Annotated in this window: 16 protein-coding genes; 2 read left to right on the forward strand and 14 right to left on the reverse strand. The window is 41.9% G+C overall.

Going from position 1 to position 16,668, the window contains the following annotated elements:
- The 9 genes from ADI74_RS03410 to ADI74_RS03450 all read right to left on the reverse strand — a co-directional run bounded on the left by ADI74_RS03410 (window position 1) and on the right by ADI74_RS03450 (window position 8,054).
- Window positions 1–1,401: a bifunctional Cof-type HAD-IIB family hydrolase/peptidylprolyl isomerase gene (locus ADI74_RS03410; protein ID WP_049537026.1), complete on the reverse strand. Its 1,401-nt coding sequence runs from the start codon at window positions 1,399–1,401 to the stop codon at window positions 1–3.
- A gap of 82 nt (window positions 1,402–1,483) precedes the next feature.
- Window positions 1,484–1,993: a GNAT family N-acetyltransferase gene (locus tag ADI74_RS03415; protein ID WP_049537028.1), complete on the reverse strand. Its 510-nt coding sequence runs from the start codon at window positions 1,991–1,993 to the stop codon at window positions 1,484–1,486.
- Between the two features lie 382 nt (window positions 1,994–2,375).
- Entirely contained in the window at window positions 2,376–2,615 is a 240-nt protein-coding gene (rpsR, locus tag ADI74_RS03420; protein ID WP_000068664.1) for a 30S ribosomal protein S18, read from the reverse strand.
- A gap of 31 nt (window positions 2,616–2,646) precedes the next feature.
- The gene (gene ssbA, locus ADI74_RS03425) at window positions 2,647–3,117 is read right to left on the reverse strand and encodes a single-stranded DNA-binding protein SsbA (RefSeq protein ID WP_000609592.1); all 471 of its coding nucleotides are present in this window, start codon (window positions 3,115–3,117) and stop codon (window positions 2,647–2,649) included.
- Between the two features lie 11 nt (window positions 3,118–3,128).
- The gene (rpsF, locus tag ADI74_RS03430) at window positions 3,129–3,419 is read right to left on the reverse strand and encodes a 30S ribosomal protein S6 (RefSeq protein ID WP_001151776.1); all 291 of its coding nucleotides are present in this window, start codon (window positions 3,417–3,419) and stop codon (window positions 3,129–3,131) included.
- 135 nt (window positions 3,420–3,554) lie between these two features.
- Complete coding sequence (locus tag ADI74_RS03435; protein ID WP_049537030.1) at window positions 3,555–4,760, reverse strand: MFS transporter; 1,206 nt, start codon at window positions 4,758–4,760, stop codon at window positions 3,555–3,557.
- A gap of 133 nt (window positions 4,761–4,893) precedes the next feature.
- On the reverse strand, window positions 4,894–6,237 hold the full coding sequence (gene asnS, locus ADI74_RS03440; protein WP_049537032.1) for an asparagine--tRNA ligase: 1,344 nt from the start codon (window positions 6,235–6,237) through the stop codon (window positions 4,894–4,896).
- Between the two features lie 152 nt (window positions 6,238–6,389).
- Window positions 6,390–7,568, reverse strand: coding sequence for a pyridoxal phosphate-dependent aminotransferase (locus ADI74_RS03445; RefSeq protein ID WP_049537033.1), 1,179 nt, complete (start codon window positions 7,566–7,568; stop codon window positions 6,390–6,392).
- Window positions 7,569–7,577: 9 nt separating this feature from the next.
- A complete protein-coding gene (locus tag ADI74_RS03450; protein ID WP_049537035.1) occupies window positions 7,578–8,054 on the reverse strand; it encodes a DUF5590 domain-containing protein in 477 nt (158 codons plus the stop codon).
- A gap of 247 nt (window positions 8,055–8,301) precedes the next feature.
- On the opposite strand from ADI74_RS03450, the gene ADI74_RS03455 reads away from it, so the two are divergent.
- Entirely contained in the window at window positions 8,302–8,850 is a 549-nt protein-coding gene (locus tag ADI74_RS03455; RefSeq protein ID WP_000039630.1) for an NAD(P)H-dependent oxidoreductase, read from the forward strand.
- 31 nt (window positions 8,851–8,881) lie between these two features.
- Here ADI74_RS03455 and yaaA read toward each other — a convergent pair whose 3' ends face one another.
- The 4 genes from yaaA to ADI74_RS03475 form a co-directional block, all read right to left on the reverse strand.
- Window positions 8,882–9,610 carry a peroxide stress protein YaaA gene (gene yaaA, locus ADI74_RS03460; protein WP_049537037.1) on the reverse strand — a complete coding sequence of 243 codons (729 nt, stop codon included), beginning with the start codon at window positions 9,608–9,610 and terminating at the stop codon, window positions 8,882–8,884.
- 79 nt (window positions 9,611–9,689) lie between these two features.
- Window positions 9,690–11,285 carry a hypothetical protein gene (locus ADI74_RS03465; protein ID WP_049537039.1) on the reverse strand — a complete coding sequence of 532 codons (1,596 nt, stop codon included), beginning with the start codon at window positions 11,283–11,285 and terminating at the stop codon, window positions 9,690–9,692.
- An 11-nt stretch (window positions 11,286–11,296) separates the two neighbouring features.
- Window positions 11,297–11,707: a peptide deformylase gene (locus ADI74_RS03470; protein ID WP_049537042.1), complete on the reverse strand. Its 411-nt coding sequence runs from the start codon at window positions 11,705–11,707 to the stop codon at window positions 11,297–11,299.
- Window positions 11,708–11,811: 104 nt separating this feature from the next.
- Window positions 11,812–14,508, reverse strand: coding sequence for a cation-translocating P-type ATPase (locus ADI74_RS03475; RefSeq protein WP_049537043.1), 2,697 nt, complete (start codon window positions 14,506–14,508; stop codon window positions 11,812–11,814).
- A gap of 307 nt (window positions 14,509–14,815) precedes the next feature.
- Between ADI74_RS03475 and mntE the strand changes: the two genes are divergently transcribed.
- Window positions 14,816–16,009, forward strand: a complete 1,194-nt coding sequence (mntE, locus tag ADI74_RS03480; RefSeq protein WP_049537044.1) for a CDF family manganese efflux transporter MntE — start codon at window positions 14,816–14,818, stop codon at window positions 16,007–16,009.
- Between the two features lie 95 nt (window positions 16,010–16,104).
- Here the strand turns inward: mntE and ADI74_RS03485 are convergent, their stop codons facing one another.
- Window positions 16,105–16,551 carry a hypothetical protein gene (locus ADI74_RS03485; RefSeq protein WP_239682806.1) on the reverse strand — a complete coding sequence of 149 codons (447 nt, stop codon included), beginning with the start codon at window positions 16,549–16,551 and terminating at the stop codon, window positions 16,105–16,107.
- Window positions 16,552–16,668: the final 117 nt, after the last annotated feature.

Below are 16,668 nucleotides of genomic sequence, written 5' to 3' on the forward strand. Positions count from 1 at the left end.
TTAATCCTCAATTTCAATCGTTTCAATTACTACATCTTCAACTGGTTTGTCCATAGCACCAGTCCCAACAGCTGCAATGGTATCTAACACCGCAAACGATTCTGCATCTACCAATTGCCCAAAAACAGTATGGCGACGGTCAAGGTGAGGAGTTCCACCTTGTTCTGCATAAATCTCAGCGATTGGTTCAGGCCAACCACCACGCGCAATCTCTTTCTTAGAGTAGGGCAAGTGTTGGTTTTGCACGATAAAGAACTGACTGCCATTGGTATTTGGACCAGCATTAGCCATAGAAAGAGCCCCACGAACATTATAAAGTTCTTCTGAAAATTCATCTTCAAAAGCTTGTCCATAAATAGACTCTCCCCCCATACCAGTACCAGTTGGGTCTCCGCCTTGGATCATAAAGTCCTTGATAATACGGTGGAAAATCACTCCATCATAGTAACCGTCTTTTGAAAGAGCGACAAAGTTTGCTACTGTTTTGGGAGCCTGTTCAGGGAAGAGCTTGATACGCAAGTCTCCATGATTCGTCTTAATAGTCGCTAGAGGACCTTCTACTGTTTCAATTTCTACTTGTGGGAAATGCAATTCTTTTTCTACCATACCAAATCCTTCTAAGGCATCAAAAATGCCATCTTCTTCTACTGTTTTTGTAATATAATCTGCTTTTTCTTTGATCTTTTCGTGGGAAACTCCCATAGCAATACTGATTCCAGCATAATCAAAGAGTTCTAAGTCGTTAAGACCATCTCCAAAGACCATGACATTCTCTGGTTTCAAGCCTAGATGTTCCACAACCTTGGCTACACCAGTTGCTTTGGATCCTGAAATCGGCACGATATCAGATGAATGTTCATGCCAACGCACCATGCGAAGTTTATCTGATAAGGACTCTGGTAAGTGCAAGCTATCTCCTTTATCTTCAAAGGTCCACATCTGGTATATATCTGCTTTTTCATGAAAGTCAGGATCCACACCCAGGTTCGGATAAATCGGATCAATCGCCTCACTGATCAGTTCTGTTCGCGTGGAGAGTTTGGCGTCATGACTGCCTACCAAGCCATACTCAATTCCCTCTTTCTTGGCCCAAGAAATGTACTCTTCAACATCTGACTTGTCAATCTGATGTTGATAAACGACATTTCCTTTTTTATCTTCTATATAGGCACCATTTAAGGTTACAAAAAAGTCAGGCTTGAGATCTTGAATCTCTGGAACAACACCAAAAATACCACGTCCAGAAGCAATTCCTGTCAAAACCCCTTTTTCACGCAACTGTTTAAAGACAGTGGGAATTGTAGCTGGAATAAAACCTGTCTTTGACGTACGCAAGGTATCATCAATATCAAAAAAGACAATCTTAATCTTCTTTGCCTTATATTTTAATTTTGCATCCATCTCTCTACCTCTTTCAATCTAACTCTTTCCATTATACCATAAAGTAGAGAAATCCCCTATCTTCAAAGAAATTCACTATCTCTTATTCGAATTTCTTGGATAGATACAGAACTAAATCATCATTATTTTGAATAGTATCATTCATTTTCAACGGTTGGTTCTGATACCAAATACCCGTCCCATCTGGAATATAGCCTCGTTTGATGTACAATCTCTGGGCAGGTCCATACCCTGAATGGAGACCAACACCAAGGGTCACCTTATCCGATATGAGCTTAACTCGTTTTTCCGCTTCTTCCATCAAGAGATTTCCAATACCTTGATTTTGAAAGGGCTCAAAGACATTGAAATCTGAGAGTTCTGGATAGATTTCTGCAAAAGGCCCCTGCTTAGCGCAGGGAAAAATTGTGATATAACCCGCTAAAGCACCCCCAACCTCTGCAACTAAGACTTCTCTCTCCCTACATTCTTGTTCAAGAAAATACCTAGACAAAATTTCTTCTCTACCCGGCCAACCTTGGCTGATAAATCCTTGAGATAGATCTTTAATGTCAGATTCTTGCATTTTTCTAATTGAACATGTCGTCTTCATAAGATGCTCCTTTAAAGCTTTCTCCTACCATTATAACACGATAATAAAAATTAAAAGAAAAAACCTAGTAAGGCAAAAGAATCTTACTAGATCAAAAGAGAGCCCTTTCTAATAGAGTCCTGTAAAGTCTGAAAAAAGAGGTTCGGGGGACCTGAAAAAAAGACACACCCGGGTCTTAATTCGCTTTTTTGTTTTCAAGCTCATGAAAAAGAGGTCCCCCGGACCCAACTCGCTCCCTCGTTTCAAAGCTCGTGAAAAAAAGACCCGTTGGGGTCTTAATTCGCTTTCTTGTTTTCAAGCTCATGAAAAAGAGGTCCACTGGACCTCAACTCGCTCTCTCATTTCCATGCTCGTGAAAAAAAGACCCATATGGGTCTTTTCTTTAATCTTCGTTTACGAAAGGCATCAAAGCCATTACGCGAGCGCGTTTGATAGCTGTTGTTACTTTACGTTGGTTTTTAGCTGAAGTTCCTGTTACACGACGAGGAAGGATTTTCCCACGTTCTGAAACGAAACGGCTAAGAAGCTCAGTATCTTTGTAATCAACATATTCAATTTTGTTTGCTGCGATGTAATCAACTTTTTTACGGCGTTTGAATCCGCCACGACGTTGTTGAGCCATGTTTTTTCTCCTTTATAGTATTAATTGTCCATTAGAATGGTAAATCATCATCTGAAATGTCCAATGGATTTGTTGCTCCAAATGGATTTTCAGAACGTGAAAAGTCTGGTACTGGGTTTGCAGGTGCTGATTGACCAGCAGTTGGTGCAGAATAAGCTCCACCTGAATGTCCTTCACGCACTCCGCGGCTTTCCAACATTTGGAAATTATCCGCCACGACTTCTGTTACGTAAACACGTTGTCCTTGCTGGTTATCGTAACTACGAGTCTGGATACGACCTGTAATCCCGATAAGAGAGCCTTTTTTAGCCCAGTTAGCAAGATTTTCAGCCTGTTGACGCCACATAACGACATTGATAAAATCAGCCTCACGTTCGCCATTTTGACTCTTAAATGTACGGTTTACTGCAAGAGTAAAAGTCGCAACTGCTACATTTGATGGGGTATAACGCAACTCAGCGTCACGCGTCATACGCCCTACAAGTACAACATTGTTAATCATAGTCTACCTTCTTACGCGCCAAGTTTGACGATCATGTGACGAAGAATGTCAGCGTTGATTTTTGAAAGACGGTCAAACTCTTTAAGAGCTACGTCATCGTTTGCTTCAACGTTAACGATGTGGTAAAGTCCTTCACGGAAATCTTGGATTTCGTATGCAAGACGACGTTTTTCCCAATCTTTTGATTCAACAACAGTTGCACCGTTGTCAGTCAAGATAGAGTCAAAACGTGCTACCAAAGCGTTTTTCGCTTCTTCTTCAATGTTTGGACGAATGATATAAAGAATTTCGTATTTAGCCATTGATATGTTCCTCCTTTTGGTCTAATGACCCCCAGTCTTTGCAAGGGGTAAGTGAGGTTCGCTCACAATAAACCATTATACTAGAAAAACTGACAGATAGCAAGTAAAAAAGATAAAAGTGAAAAAATAACTTTATTACTTAGAAATAACATCCTCTTTGAGTTCCAAAGCTCTGGCCATCTCTTTCAAAATGAAAAATAGCAAAAAGCTGGCTAGCACTAAAACGAGCCCTAAGTAAAGGAAGGCTGCTACAAATCCTAGATAGTCAATCAACCATCCCGTCAGAGGAAAAATGATGATCATACTTAGGCTGAACATCATAGAGTAGACACTTAGCATGGTTGCCCGTACCTCGCTTGGGAGTCGCTTTTGTAAATCATTATCAAAAATCGGCTGAAAGAGGGCATATAAGGCGTTACTGAGCCAATAAATCAAAATGTAAATCAGTGGCGTACCAAAATAGGAAAGCAAATAAGTTCCTCCCGTCAAGAGTACAAGAATTGGAAAGAGTTTTAAGGCTGAATACCTCTTTCCAATCTTACTCGCTAGATAAACTGCCCAGATATTCAAAACACTGCCGATCAGCATGACCATCGAAATCTGCCATCCTTCTAAGTCCGGCAGTTGATTTTGATAGTAAAAATAAAACATGCACATCAGTGTCCCGATGATTTGGGACAGAATCATCCAACTAAAAAGACTGGGGTTTCTCCGCAACTCCTCTTTAACAGTCAACATAATCTTTTTCATGGTCAGACGCTCAGATTTTTGCGCTTTAACACTAGGCTCTTTTAGCATCCAAGTTAGGAAAAGAACGATTATAGAAGTGGCAATCATGATATAGTAGGTCAAGTGCAATTGACCATGGACAAAAAATCCTGCTAAAACGGTCCCCAAAGACCGAGTTCCTTCTGCTACTCCTGACATAAAACTTGAGATCGACAAGTAGCGCTCTTTTAATCCAGCCTCCACGGCCGAATCATAAACCATAGCTGCACTCGTCCCCGAATCAAAATTATAAGACAAGGCACTCACCACCATAGCGAGTGCATAAATCCAAAAATTACCTTGCCCTAGTAACATGAGAATAGACGACGCAATCCCAGCTATTCGACTTAAATACAGATTGGTTTTATAGGAATAGCGGTCAGCTAACATTCCCGAGGGAATTTCACAGATGACACTGGTGGCATGAAAAATACTTTCCAATAAGCCAATCTGCCAAAGCGACATCCCGTTTTGACTGAGAAATAGAATCCAAAAGCTGGTAATGCCCAAAAAGGCAAAAAATTCCACACCAGCCATGAGACCGATATTCTTCCGGTAATTTCGTTTAAACATAGTTTCTCCTTTAACAAGTGTATTTGTATCTTTGTGTTTATCACTTGTTAAGCTGTGCTTTACATGTTCTCCACCTCTTCTTTCAAGTATTATGGTGTTTTGAAAAAACGCCTATTACGGCGTTTTAGTTTTTTTATGGTTTAATACGATGCAACATACGTGGGAATGGAATAGCTTCACGGATGTGTTTTGTACCTGCTGCGAAGGTTACCATACGCTCGATACCGATACCAAATCCTCCGTGTGGTACTGTACCATATTTACGAAGGTCAAGGTAAAATTCATACTCTGTACGATCCATACCAAGTTCTTCCATCTTAGCGACAAGGGCATCGTAGTCTTCCTCACGCATAGATCCACCGATGATTTCTCCATAACCTTCTGGTGCAAGCAAGTCTGCACAAAGCACACGTTCTGGATTTCCAGGAACTGGTTTCATGTAGAAGGCCTTGATAGCTGCTGGATAGTTCATGACAAATGTTGGCACACCAAAGTGGTTTGAGATCCAAGTTTCATGTGGTGAACCAAAGTCATCACCATGCTCAAGGTGTTCGTAGTCAGCGTCTTCATCGTTTTCATGCTCTTGCAAGAGGTCAATGGCTTGATCGTAAGTGATACGTTTGAATGGCTCTGCAATGTAGCGTTTCAAGAGCTCTGTATCACGTTCCAAGGTTTCCAAGGCTTGAGGCGCACGATCTAGAACACCTTGAAGAAGAGCCTTTACATAAGCTTCTTGCAAGTCAAGTGACTCGTCGTGTGTCAAGTAGGAGTACTCAGCATCCATCATCCAGAACTCAGTCAAGTGACGGCGCGTTTTTGATTTTTCAGCACGGAATACTGGACCAAAGTCAAAGACACGGCCAAGAGCCATAGCACCTGCCTCTAGGTAAAGCTGACCTGATTGACTCAAGTAGGCTGGCGTTCCGAAGTAATCTGTTTCAAAGAGCTCTGTTGAATCTTCTGCCGCATTTCCTGAAAGAATTGGGCTATCAAACTTCATGAAGCCATTCTTATCAAAGAACTCATAAGTTGCATAAATGATAGCGTTACGGATTTGCATCACAGCCACTTGCTTACGAGAGCGGAGCCATAAGTGACGGTTGTCCATCAAGAAGTCTGTTCCGTGTTCTTTTGGTGTGATTGGGTAGTCTTGAGATTCACCGATCACTTCGATGTCTGTAATATCCAACTCATAGCCAAACTTAGAACGTTCGTCCTCTTTGACAATTCCTGTCACATAAACAGAAGTTTCTTGGCTCAAGCGTTTGATGGTGTCAAATTTTTCAAGACCTACTTCTTCACCAAATTTTTCAATAAAGTTTGGTTTGAAGGCTACACCTTGTAAGAAGGCTGTCCCATCACGCAATTGCAAGAAGGCAATTTTCCCTTTTCCTGATTTGTTGGCAACCCAGGCTCCGATGGTCACTTCTTGACCAACGTAGTCTTTTACATCGATAATTGTTACACGTTTTGTCATAATCTATCTTCCTTTTTTCGTTTAACTTGTCCGAAGACATCATTACCCACTATTTTACCATAAATAGACTGTGATAGCTAGGTTCTACTAGAGAAAAATCGCGAGATTTTCGATACAAAAAATCTTCGCTAAAACGGCGAAGATTCTAAGTTTTATTTTTCCATAAACTGATGCAAACGGCGAATAGCTTCTTTTAATGTATCCAAGTCTGTGGCATAGCTGAGACGAACATTTTCTGGTGCTCCAAATCCAGCTCCTGTAATCAAGGCAAGGCCGACTTCTTCGAGGATAGCCGTTGTAAATGCTGTCACATCAGTATAACCTTTCATCTCCATCGCTTTTTTAACATTTGGGAAGAGATAGAAGGCTCCTTGGGGCTTGACAACTTCAAATCCTGGCACTTGGCACAAAAGAGGATAAATAGTGTTCAAACGTTCCTCAAAAGCCTGGCGCATGATTTCGACAGAGTCTTGTGGCCCAGTTAGGGCTTCAATGGTAGCATATTGCGATACGGCAGTCAGGTTAGAGGTTGTTTGTCCTGTTAGTTTGCTCATGGCAGCGATAATTTCAGGATTTCCCACAGCATAACCTACCCGCCAACCAGTCATGGCATAGGCCTTAGATACACCGTTAATCACAATGGTTTGCTTGCGAATGGCTTCTGACAAACTAGAAATTGGAACAAATTCGTTCCCGTTATAAACCAGACGTCCATAAATATCATCTGCTAGGATAAGGACATCATGCGCAACAGCCCAATTTCCGATAGCCAAGAGTTCCTCACGAGAGTAGATCATACCGGTCGGATTTGATGGCGAATTGAGAACCAAGACCTTGGTCTTATCTGTTCGGGCTGCTTCTAGCTGCTCTACTGTTACTTTAAAGTGATTGTCTTCCTTGGCCTGGACAAAGACTGGCACACCTTCTGCCATCTTGACCTGGTCTCCATAGCTGACCCAGTATGGTGTAGGGATGATGACTTCATCACCTGGATTGACCACAGCCATAAAGAAGGTGTAGAGAGAGAACTTAGCACCAGTGGCAAAGGTAACCTCGTTAGCTGCTACGGAATACCCATAATAGCGTTCAAAATAGGTATTAACCGCCGCTTTTAACTCTGGTAGACCTGAAGCAACTGTATAAAAGGAAGCTCGTCCATCTCGAATCGCTTCTACCGCTGCATCCTGAATGTTTTCAGGAGTATGAAAATCAGGCTGTCCCAAGGTTAAGAAAAGAACATCCTTTCCCTGAGCTTTTAATGCTTTGGCTCTTGCATCACTAGCTAGAGTGACGCTTTCTTCCATTTCTAGTACACGTTTGGATAGTTTCATATGCCCTCCTTATTGGATCACTGCTCCTGTTTCAAAGTCGACCAAATAGTACTGATTTCCTGACTTGACTTCCCAAATCGGCTTGTCCTGATAGCGACCAAAAGTAATCTTGTCAATGTCGCTAGCTCCTTTTCCCCTCGAAATCGTCGCTGCCTTGTCTTGAGAAATCCCCTTATCAAGCTGATAAACATAAATCTTGTGGTCATTCTTTTCAATCAGTACGGCAATGGCCTCTTGCTTTTTATTATGTCCCAGAACGCTGTAATAGCCCTCTAGACCATTGTAGAAATCAACCTGATCTGCTTTTTCCAATTCAGCATACTGCTTGGCCAGTTTTTCTCCTTCAACCCTAGCATCTTGATAGGATTTCATGCTGAGTGATATCAGATAAAGGAAGGAAGTTGTCATGACTAGTACTACCAGAGCAATGCCGATTCCATACTGTATAAGTAGCTTGTTTTTTGCGTTTTTCTGTCTTAGTTTCACCCGTCTATTTTACCATCTCTCCTCTTTTATTACAAGTGAAGATAGGAACATTCCGAGATTATTTTCCCTTTGAAATTAAATACAATATTTGCCTGTCTATCAAATACTGTTTTCTCAGAACTAAGTTTTCCACCCCTAACAAGTAAACTTAGCTGAGCAAAATTATTGCTAATCAGTATCATTTGTTGTAACATAGATGGTAACAAAAGAGTTCGCTCTTTGAATTTTAAACTAAAGGAGACTTATCATGTCTAAAAAAGTACTATTTATCGTCGGTTCACTACGCCAAGGTTCTTTCAACCACCAAATGGCCCTCGAAGCTGAAAAAGCACTTGCCGGAAAAGCGGAAGTCAGCTATCTTGATTACTCAGCTGTTCCTCTCTTCAGCCAAGATTTGGAAGTTCCAACTCATCCAGCTGTAGCTGCTGCTCGTGAAGCAGTCCTTGCTGCAGATGCTATCTGGATCTTCTCTCCAGTCTACAACTTCTCTATCCCTGGAACAGTGAAAAACTTGCTTGACTGGCTCTCTCGTGCCATTGATTTGTCTGATACACGTGGTGCTTCTGCCCTCCAAGACAAGTTTGTTACTGTCTCATCTGTAGCCAATGCCGGTCACGAACAACTCTTTGCGATTTATAAAGACCTCTTGCCATTTATCCGTACACAAGTCGTTGGTGACTTTACTGCCGCTCGTGTCAATGACTCTGCTTGGGCAGACGGAAAATTGGTGTTAGAAGAAGCAACTGCTTCATCACTTGCAAAACAAGCGGACGACCTTCTTGCAGCCATCAACTAATCCAGCAAAAACCAGCTCGAATGAGCTGGTTTTATGCTTGTTTCACAAAGACGAGTTCTAAATCACTTGATAAATCAGGTCGGTAGTCAAAGCCTGCAAAACTGAGCTTGCGAGCTTGCTCAACTGTTTGAACTTGCCCTTCTATCAAGGCGGTCAAAAAGGCCCCACGCGCTTTTTTTGAAATGGTTGAGTGAATCTTCAGCTGACCTGCCTTATCCTCCATAAATTTGAAGGTCACCATCTTTTCTCTAATTTCCTTCGAAAATACGGTTTCAAACTCTGATGACAAGAGAGAAAATATCAAGTCCTCATCCTCTAGTGCCTCATCGTAGGCTGATTTCCAATGACTCTTTAGGGTTTTTCCAGCCACTTTTAACTTCATCAAGAAGTCCAAACGGTGAGGAGCCATGGGAGATAGGGCAGGAACTACGCCATAAAAAGCTGATGTAATTAAAACATGATCTTCAAGATAGGCTTGTTCAGTCTCAGTCAACTCATCTCGTTTGATGTGACGGTACATGAGACCATCAAAGAGTTTCAAGGCTGGATAATGTTTAGCCCTCTGATCTTTTAGAGCTTGAATGTGAGCGTACTCTTCCTCTGCTTTTTCGGCAGATACCTTATAAAAACTTTCTAATTCACTAGCTGAGTAGTGCGCCAGTGAGTCAAGAACCGACTGACTTTCTTCCCTCAAAGGGAGCGCTTCGATACAAGGATGGTCTGTATTCATTTCTTTTGCTGTTGGGATTAAAATTTTCATATTGTTAGTGTAGCATATTTTTCAATCACGACCAAGAATTTCATCTGAAAAACCTCGGTTTATACCGAGGTTTCTTTATTTACTGCACTTTAAAGGTCTTGAGATAGTTATCTTTTCCAACTTGACCTTCGAAAGATTGGCCATTTTCAAGGTAAGGAAGGTCGTCTGACACTGAAGCCTTGACCTTGTAGATTTTGCCATCAACTTTAAAGAAGTAGACGGTGTCACCCTTGATAACAGCTGATTTCAAATCCGCAACTACACCCTTGATGTTTTCTACCGTTTCGTTATCCAGGTCGAGGTCGTTTTTATTGGCATATTTGCTGAGGAGTTCATCTACTGTAGCTGCTACGATGACGTTTTGGTACTCCACTGCATCGACCAATGCATACTCCTTGACCAAGCCTGCATTGTCCTTCAAGCCCATGATGTAGAGCGGTTTGTCGTTTAGATTGACAAGGATAGGGAAGGTCGCCTTGTAGGCTTTCTCTTGCACGGCTCCTTCCGCGGAAGCACGGGCAGATTCTTCGGTTGCTGATGCTAGATTGTACTTGGTGATTTCACCTGTACGCATGTTTTCAAGGATAAAACCTAGATTACTTTCGTCAGCATTTGCTGAAGTCACCCCTGTGTAGAGATAAATATCATTTCCGATAGAAAGATAGTTATATCCCTCAGTCGTTTGGGTAACGTTTTTCTTAGAAATCAAGGCATTCCAGAAGCCATCTTTATACTTGCCGTTGTAGTTGATTTGCTCGATGGTTTCTTCTGCTGGATAGACACGATCCACCCATTCTGGGACTTCATCCAAGCTGTATTCCTTGGTTTCTCCATTGGTGGCGTCTAAGATAATAACAGATGAAGGACGAGGGACTCCTAGACCAAACTGTTTTTGATAAACGGTTGCTACATAGAAAGGATTTCCTTCATCATCCACCTCAAAGGACGGGGTTTTAAAAATCTTGGTCGGATACTTGATTCGAAGATGACGTTTGACGTCGCGGTTAAAGTACTCGGAGTCCGAATACTTCATTGGCGTTTTTAAATCCACCAATTCCGCATTTCCTGTCACCATATCAACCTTGATATACTCGCCAATTCCCTTGGCTTGATTATTGAACCATTTGATGGGATCGGCATACTCCAAGGGGGTGACTCGATAAGGTTTGCCATCAACCGTCAGCTGGGTATAGGTGTCTGCTGCTACGTACTGGGATACCTTATCTGTCAGAGAGCCCAGATAACGGTCCCCAATTTTTTCAGCAGTGCTCCGATCCAAGATCGGAACCTTACTGGTATCACTCTTAGGAAAATCTTTAAAGTCTTTTTCGGTGATAGACACCACATTGGCATAGTTTTTTGCTTGAAAAAAGCTTGATGTCACTAAGCTAACCAGACCAGCAAGGGAAAAGATAAGGCCTGCAGCCATCAACAATCCTCTACTGAGTTTGGTAAAATGAAGTCCTTCTAGATTGAGCTCATTGGCAGGCTTGCCATGTCGTACATGAACCGTTTTGATGAGATTAGAATCCTTGCGGAAACTAAACAAAATCCCCATCACCACCAGATGCCCACAGAGAAAGAAGATGAATTCCCAGCTAGTAAGATTGAAGGGCGGCAAAAAAATATACCAGGTCGTTGCAATAAAAACAAGTTCAAATAATATGCGTTTCATCTGAGTTCCTCCTAAATAATCCGTCCTTCCAAATGATCCAGTTCATGCTGGCAGATCTGAGCTGGAAAACCTGTTAGCGTAATAGTCTGTTCCTGCCACTTGCTATCGCGATAGGAAACCGTAATCGTTTCATAACGAGTCGTCGTTCGAACCCCAGTCAAAGACAAACAACCTTCCTCTGTCTCGTAAGGTCCTTTATAGGAAAGGAGAATGGGGTTAAACATAACTATGGGAACTAGGCCAAGATTAAAGATAATCACGCGCTTCTGCACACCAATCATATTAGCCGCCAGACCGACACAGGTCTCGCGATTAGCCAGCAGGGTATCCTGCAAATCCTTAGCCAGATAAAGGTCTTCTTGACTTGCAGGTTTCGAGACCTGCGACAAGAATAAGACATCTCGGACAATTTTCTTTTCCATTCTCTTACGCTCCTTACAACTTTACTTTATTATAGCACAAAAGGGGGCAACTTCTAGTCCTTTCCCTCAAATGCAAAAAAAGCCATCCGAAGATGACTTTCTTTTTAAATCGCGTTCTTATCAAGACCAAGTTTACGTTGAACAAACTTGACGATTTCGACGATAAGTATCATTAAGAAGCTTCCGGCTAGAACAATGGCCCATTGTGACAAGTCTAGTTTGGTTACGTGGAAGATACCTTCAAGTGGTTCTACGACGATGGTTGCCATCAGAAGAATGAAGGATACCAAGATTGACCAGTTGAAGGTCTTAGACTTGAATGGTCCAACTGTCAAGATGGATTGGTAAACAGACTTAACGTTGTAGGCATGGAAGAGCTGAATCAAACCGAGTGTTGCAAAGGCCATAGTAAGGGCATCCGCATGAATGGCATGATTGTCACCCACATGAACTGGGTAAGCAATTGCAAGTCCATAAACACTCATAACAATAGCTGCTTGGAGTACACCTTGATAGATGATAGAACTCAAAACACCACCTGAGAAGAAGCTTGCCTTTCGTCCACGTGGTTTGTGATTCATGACACCAGGCTCAGCAGGTTCAACACCAAGAGCGATAGCTGGGAAGGTATCTGTTACCAAGTTGATCCACAAAAGATGAACTGGCTGCAAGACGTCCCAACCAAACAAGGTTGATAAGAAGATAGTTAATACTTCAGCAGTATTGGCAGAAAGTAAGTACTGAATAGTCTTTTGAATGTTTGAGAAGACCTTACGTCCTTCTTCAACTGCGACGATAATGGTCGCAAAGTTGTCATCCGCAAGAATCATATCAGAAGCCCCCTTAGAAACCTCTGTACCAGTTATTCCCATACCGATACCGATATCAGCTGTTTTCAGAGCTGGCGCATCATTAACACCATCACCTGTCATTGCAACGACCTTACCTTGGTTTTGCCAAGCCTTGACGATACGAACCTTGTGTTCTGGAGATACACGCGCGTAAACAGAATACTGACCAACTACTTTTTCAAATTCTTCATCAGAAAGTTCGTTGAGCTCAGCACCAGTCAAGACATGGTCTTCTGAATCATTTTCATCGATGATTCCCAAACGTTTAGCAATGGCTTCTGCTGTGTCTTGGTGGTCACCCGTGATCATGATTGGACGAATTCCTGCTTCCTTAGCGACACGAACAGCTTCTGCAGCTTCGGCACGCTCAGGGTCAATCATTCCAATCAATCCAGTAAAGATCAAGTTGTTTTCAAGCTCTTCAGAAGTCAAGTTTTCTGGAATACTATCGATAATCTTATACGCACCCGCAAGGACACGCAAGGCTTGGTGAGCCATTTCAGAGTTGTTTGTGTGAATTAAGTCATTGACTTGATTATCAATCGGAGCGACATCTCCAGCTTTATCACGAGCAACACAACGTTTCAAAAGTTGGTCTGGAGCCCCTTTGACTGCTACGAGGAATTTACCATCTGGCAATGGATGAACCGTTGACATGAGTTTACGATCTGAATCAAACGGCAATTCAGCCACACGAGGATATTGCTCTAAAAACCCTTTAACATCGTAGCCCTTGTCCAAGGCATACTGGATGAAGGCTGTTTCCGTTGGATCCCCGATCAGGTTTCCTTCCGCATCAATCTTGGTATCATTAGCCAAGACAACTGAACGAAGTAGTGGCATGTCCAAGCCAAGTTCAATATCATCAGCTGAATCATGTAGGACTGCGTCATAGAAGACTTTTTCGACTGTCATCTTGTTCATAGTAAGCGTACCAGTCTTATCAGAAGCGATGATTTCAGTTGAACCAAGCGTTTCAACTGCTGGCAACTTACGAACGATAGAGTTTCGTTTTGCCAAAACTTGAGTACCAAGGGCAAGAACGATGGTCACGATAGCAGGAAGTCCTTCTGGGATGGCTGCAACAGCAAGCGCAACAGAGGTCATCAACTCACCAAGTGGATCTTTGCCTTGGATGAAGACTCCAACTACAAAAGTAACAAGGGCAATAACCAAAATTGCATAGGTTAAGACCTTAGAAAGGTTGTTCAAGTTTTGTTTAAGAGGTGTATCCGTCTCATCAGCATCTTGGAGCATGCCAGCGATATGACCCACTTCAGTATACATACCTGTATTGACAACAACACCAAGACCACGACCATAAGTCACGTTTGAGTTTTGGAAGGCCATATTGACACGGTCACCAATACCAGCATCTGCAGCGAGCTCGACTGTCAAGTCTTTTTCAACTGGAACAGACTCACCTGTCAAAGCTGCTTCTTCGATTTTAAGAGAGTTGGCTTCTAGCAAACGTAGGTCTGCTGGTACCACATCACCAGCTTCAAGGGCAACGATATCTCCTGGCACCAATTCTTTGGAATCAATCTCTGCCATGTGCCCATCACGAATAACGCGAGCAGCTGGACTGGACATAGACTTGAGGGCCTCGATGGCTTCTTCTGCTTTTCCTTCTTGGTAAACACCAAAGGCAGCGTTGATGATAACCACGGCTAGGATAATGATGGCATCTGCGATATCTTCACCACCAGATGTTATGACTGATAAGATAGCTGCAGCAATTAGGATGATAATCATCAAATCCTTAAACTGTTCAATGAATTTAACCAAGAGAGATTTTTTCTCACCCTCTTCCAGTTCATTGCGTCCATATTCAGCTTGGCGTTTTTGCGCTTCGCTTGACGAAAGGCCTTGCTCAGTTGCTTCAACTGACTTCAAGACCTCTTCAGGACTTTGAGTATAAAACGCTTGGCGTTTTTGTTCTTTTGACATGCGTCTCCTCCTTGACATTGTGTGCAAAACAAGTTCTCTTTTTGTTTTATGACAAACAAAAAGAGACTTGTTAATCATAACAAGTCTCGCTGTTTAAGATAGGGCCGGAAGGTATACTTTGCAGTACACAATTCGGAATGACGACACTATCACAGGTTTCTGCCAGCTACTCCCTTGAGTAGTACTATTATACCAAATTTTGAAAAGTTTTCAATCATTAAAATTCGGTGAAGGTGGACTAAATTTGAATTTTCCCGCAAAAACCAGTATAATGAAAGAATATTACTTATACTGAAAAGGAAGTTTGATGAAACAATCAATCTCAAATCTCAAGTTAGCTGAGCGTGGTGCCATTGTCAGTATCTCGACCTACTTATTCTTGTCTGCGGCAAAATTAGCAACTGGTCATCTACTTCATTCATCCAGTTTGGTAGCGGATGGTTTCAACAACGTATCCGATATTATCGGAAATGTTGCTCTTCTGATTGGCATTCGGATGGCTCGCCAGCCTGCAGACCGTGACCACCGCTTTGGACACTGGAAGATTGAAGATTTAGCTAGTTTGATTACTTCCATCATCATGTTCTACGTTGGCTTTGATGTGCTTCGGGATACCATTCAGAAAATCCTCAGTCGGGAACAAACGATTATCGATCCTCTGGGAGCATTTCTAGGAATCATTTCTGCGGCGGTTATGTTTGTCGTTTATCTCTATAACACACGCCTCAGTAAGAAATCCAAATCCAAAGCTCTAAAGGCAGCAGCTAAAGATAATCTTTCCGATGCAGTCACCTCGCTTGGTACTTCCATTGCTATCCTAGCCAGCAGTTTTAATTATCCGATTGTGGATAAATTAGTCGCTATCATCATCACTTTCTTTATCTTAAAGACAGCCTATGATATCTTTATCGAATCGTCCTTCAGTCTTTCAGATGGTTTTGATGACCGACTACTAGAAGACTACCAAAAGGCCATAATGGAAATTCCAAAGATTAGTAAGGTCAAGTCTCAAAGAGGGCGTACCTATGGTAGCAATATCTACCTTGATATCACGCTGGAGATGAATCCTGATTTATCAGTCTATGAAAGTCACGAAATTGCAGACCAGGTCGAATCCATGCTAGAAGAGCGTTTTGGAGTATTTGACACCGATGTCCATATCGAACCTGCTCCTATACCTGAAGACGAAATTTTAGACAATGTCTACAAAAAACTACTCATGCGCGAGCAATTGATTGACCAAGGAAACCAACTAGAAGAACTCCTTGCTGAGGACTTTATCTATATCCGTCAAGATGGAGAGCAGATGGATAAAGAGGCCTATAAGGCTGAAAAAGAACTTAAAGCTGCAATTAAGGACATTCAGATTACCTCCATTAGTCAGAAAACCAAACTCATATGCTATGAGATGGACGGAATCATCCACACTAGTATCTGGCGCCGTCACGAAACTTGGCAAAATATCTTTCATCAGGAAACAAAAAAAGAAGACAAACAGTGACCCTATCCAATGAATAGGGTCTTTTTGATTATTCTACTTTAAGCAAAGACAGACTATGACGGTTTGGAAGATTTGCTTTTCAAAGCTTGTTTTGCCTATTTTCTTGCTTGGCGATTTTGCTTGATACGCCATTCTCGCTCAAAGTAGGACATGGTTTCAAAGACTCTTCTAGGAAAGTCAACATCCAGTAAATGAATCGGAATTATCAAGTCGACAGCAGGTTTAGCACTTGAAAATTTACTTCGCAGTCGATTCCATAGAGATTTCGTTTTTACAAGGTCTTTGTCAAAAAAACAAACTTCAATCTGGTAAAAATCCCTCGAACTTCTACCACCCTTGATTCTCATAAGAGAAAATGTTTCTACTTGCCTCCAGGAATAAAACTGCCAGTCTTTCTTTGGATGTGGCTTATAGAAAAAACCTTGAGTCGTAAATTTTAAATACTCTTTGCCTGATAGAAGAATCTGCATCCGTTCATACAAGAGCCAACCAACAATAATGAGTAGGAATCCAACAAAAGCAATTAATACTATGATTCCCATTGAATCTTCTTCGGGATAAATCAGCAAAAAAGATAGTATATAAGTAAAAAACACTAACTCGACCAAACAGAGAAGAATAGTCCAGATGACTTTCTTGCTGCTCCATTTTATGATTAC

This window comes from Streptococcus pseudopneumoniae (assembly GCF_001074565.1).
GTDB classification, from domain to species: Bacteria; Bacillota; Bacilli; order Lactobacillales; family Streptococcaceae; genus Streptococcus; species Streptococcus pseudopneumoniae_J.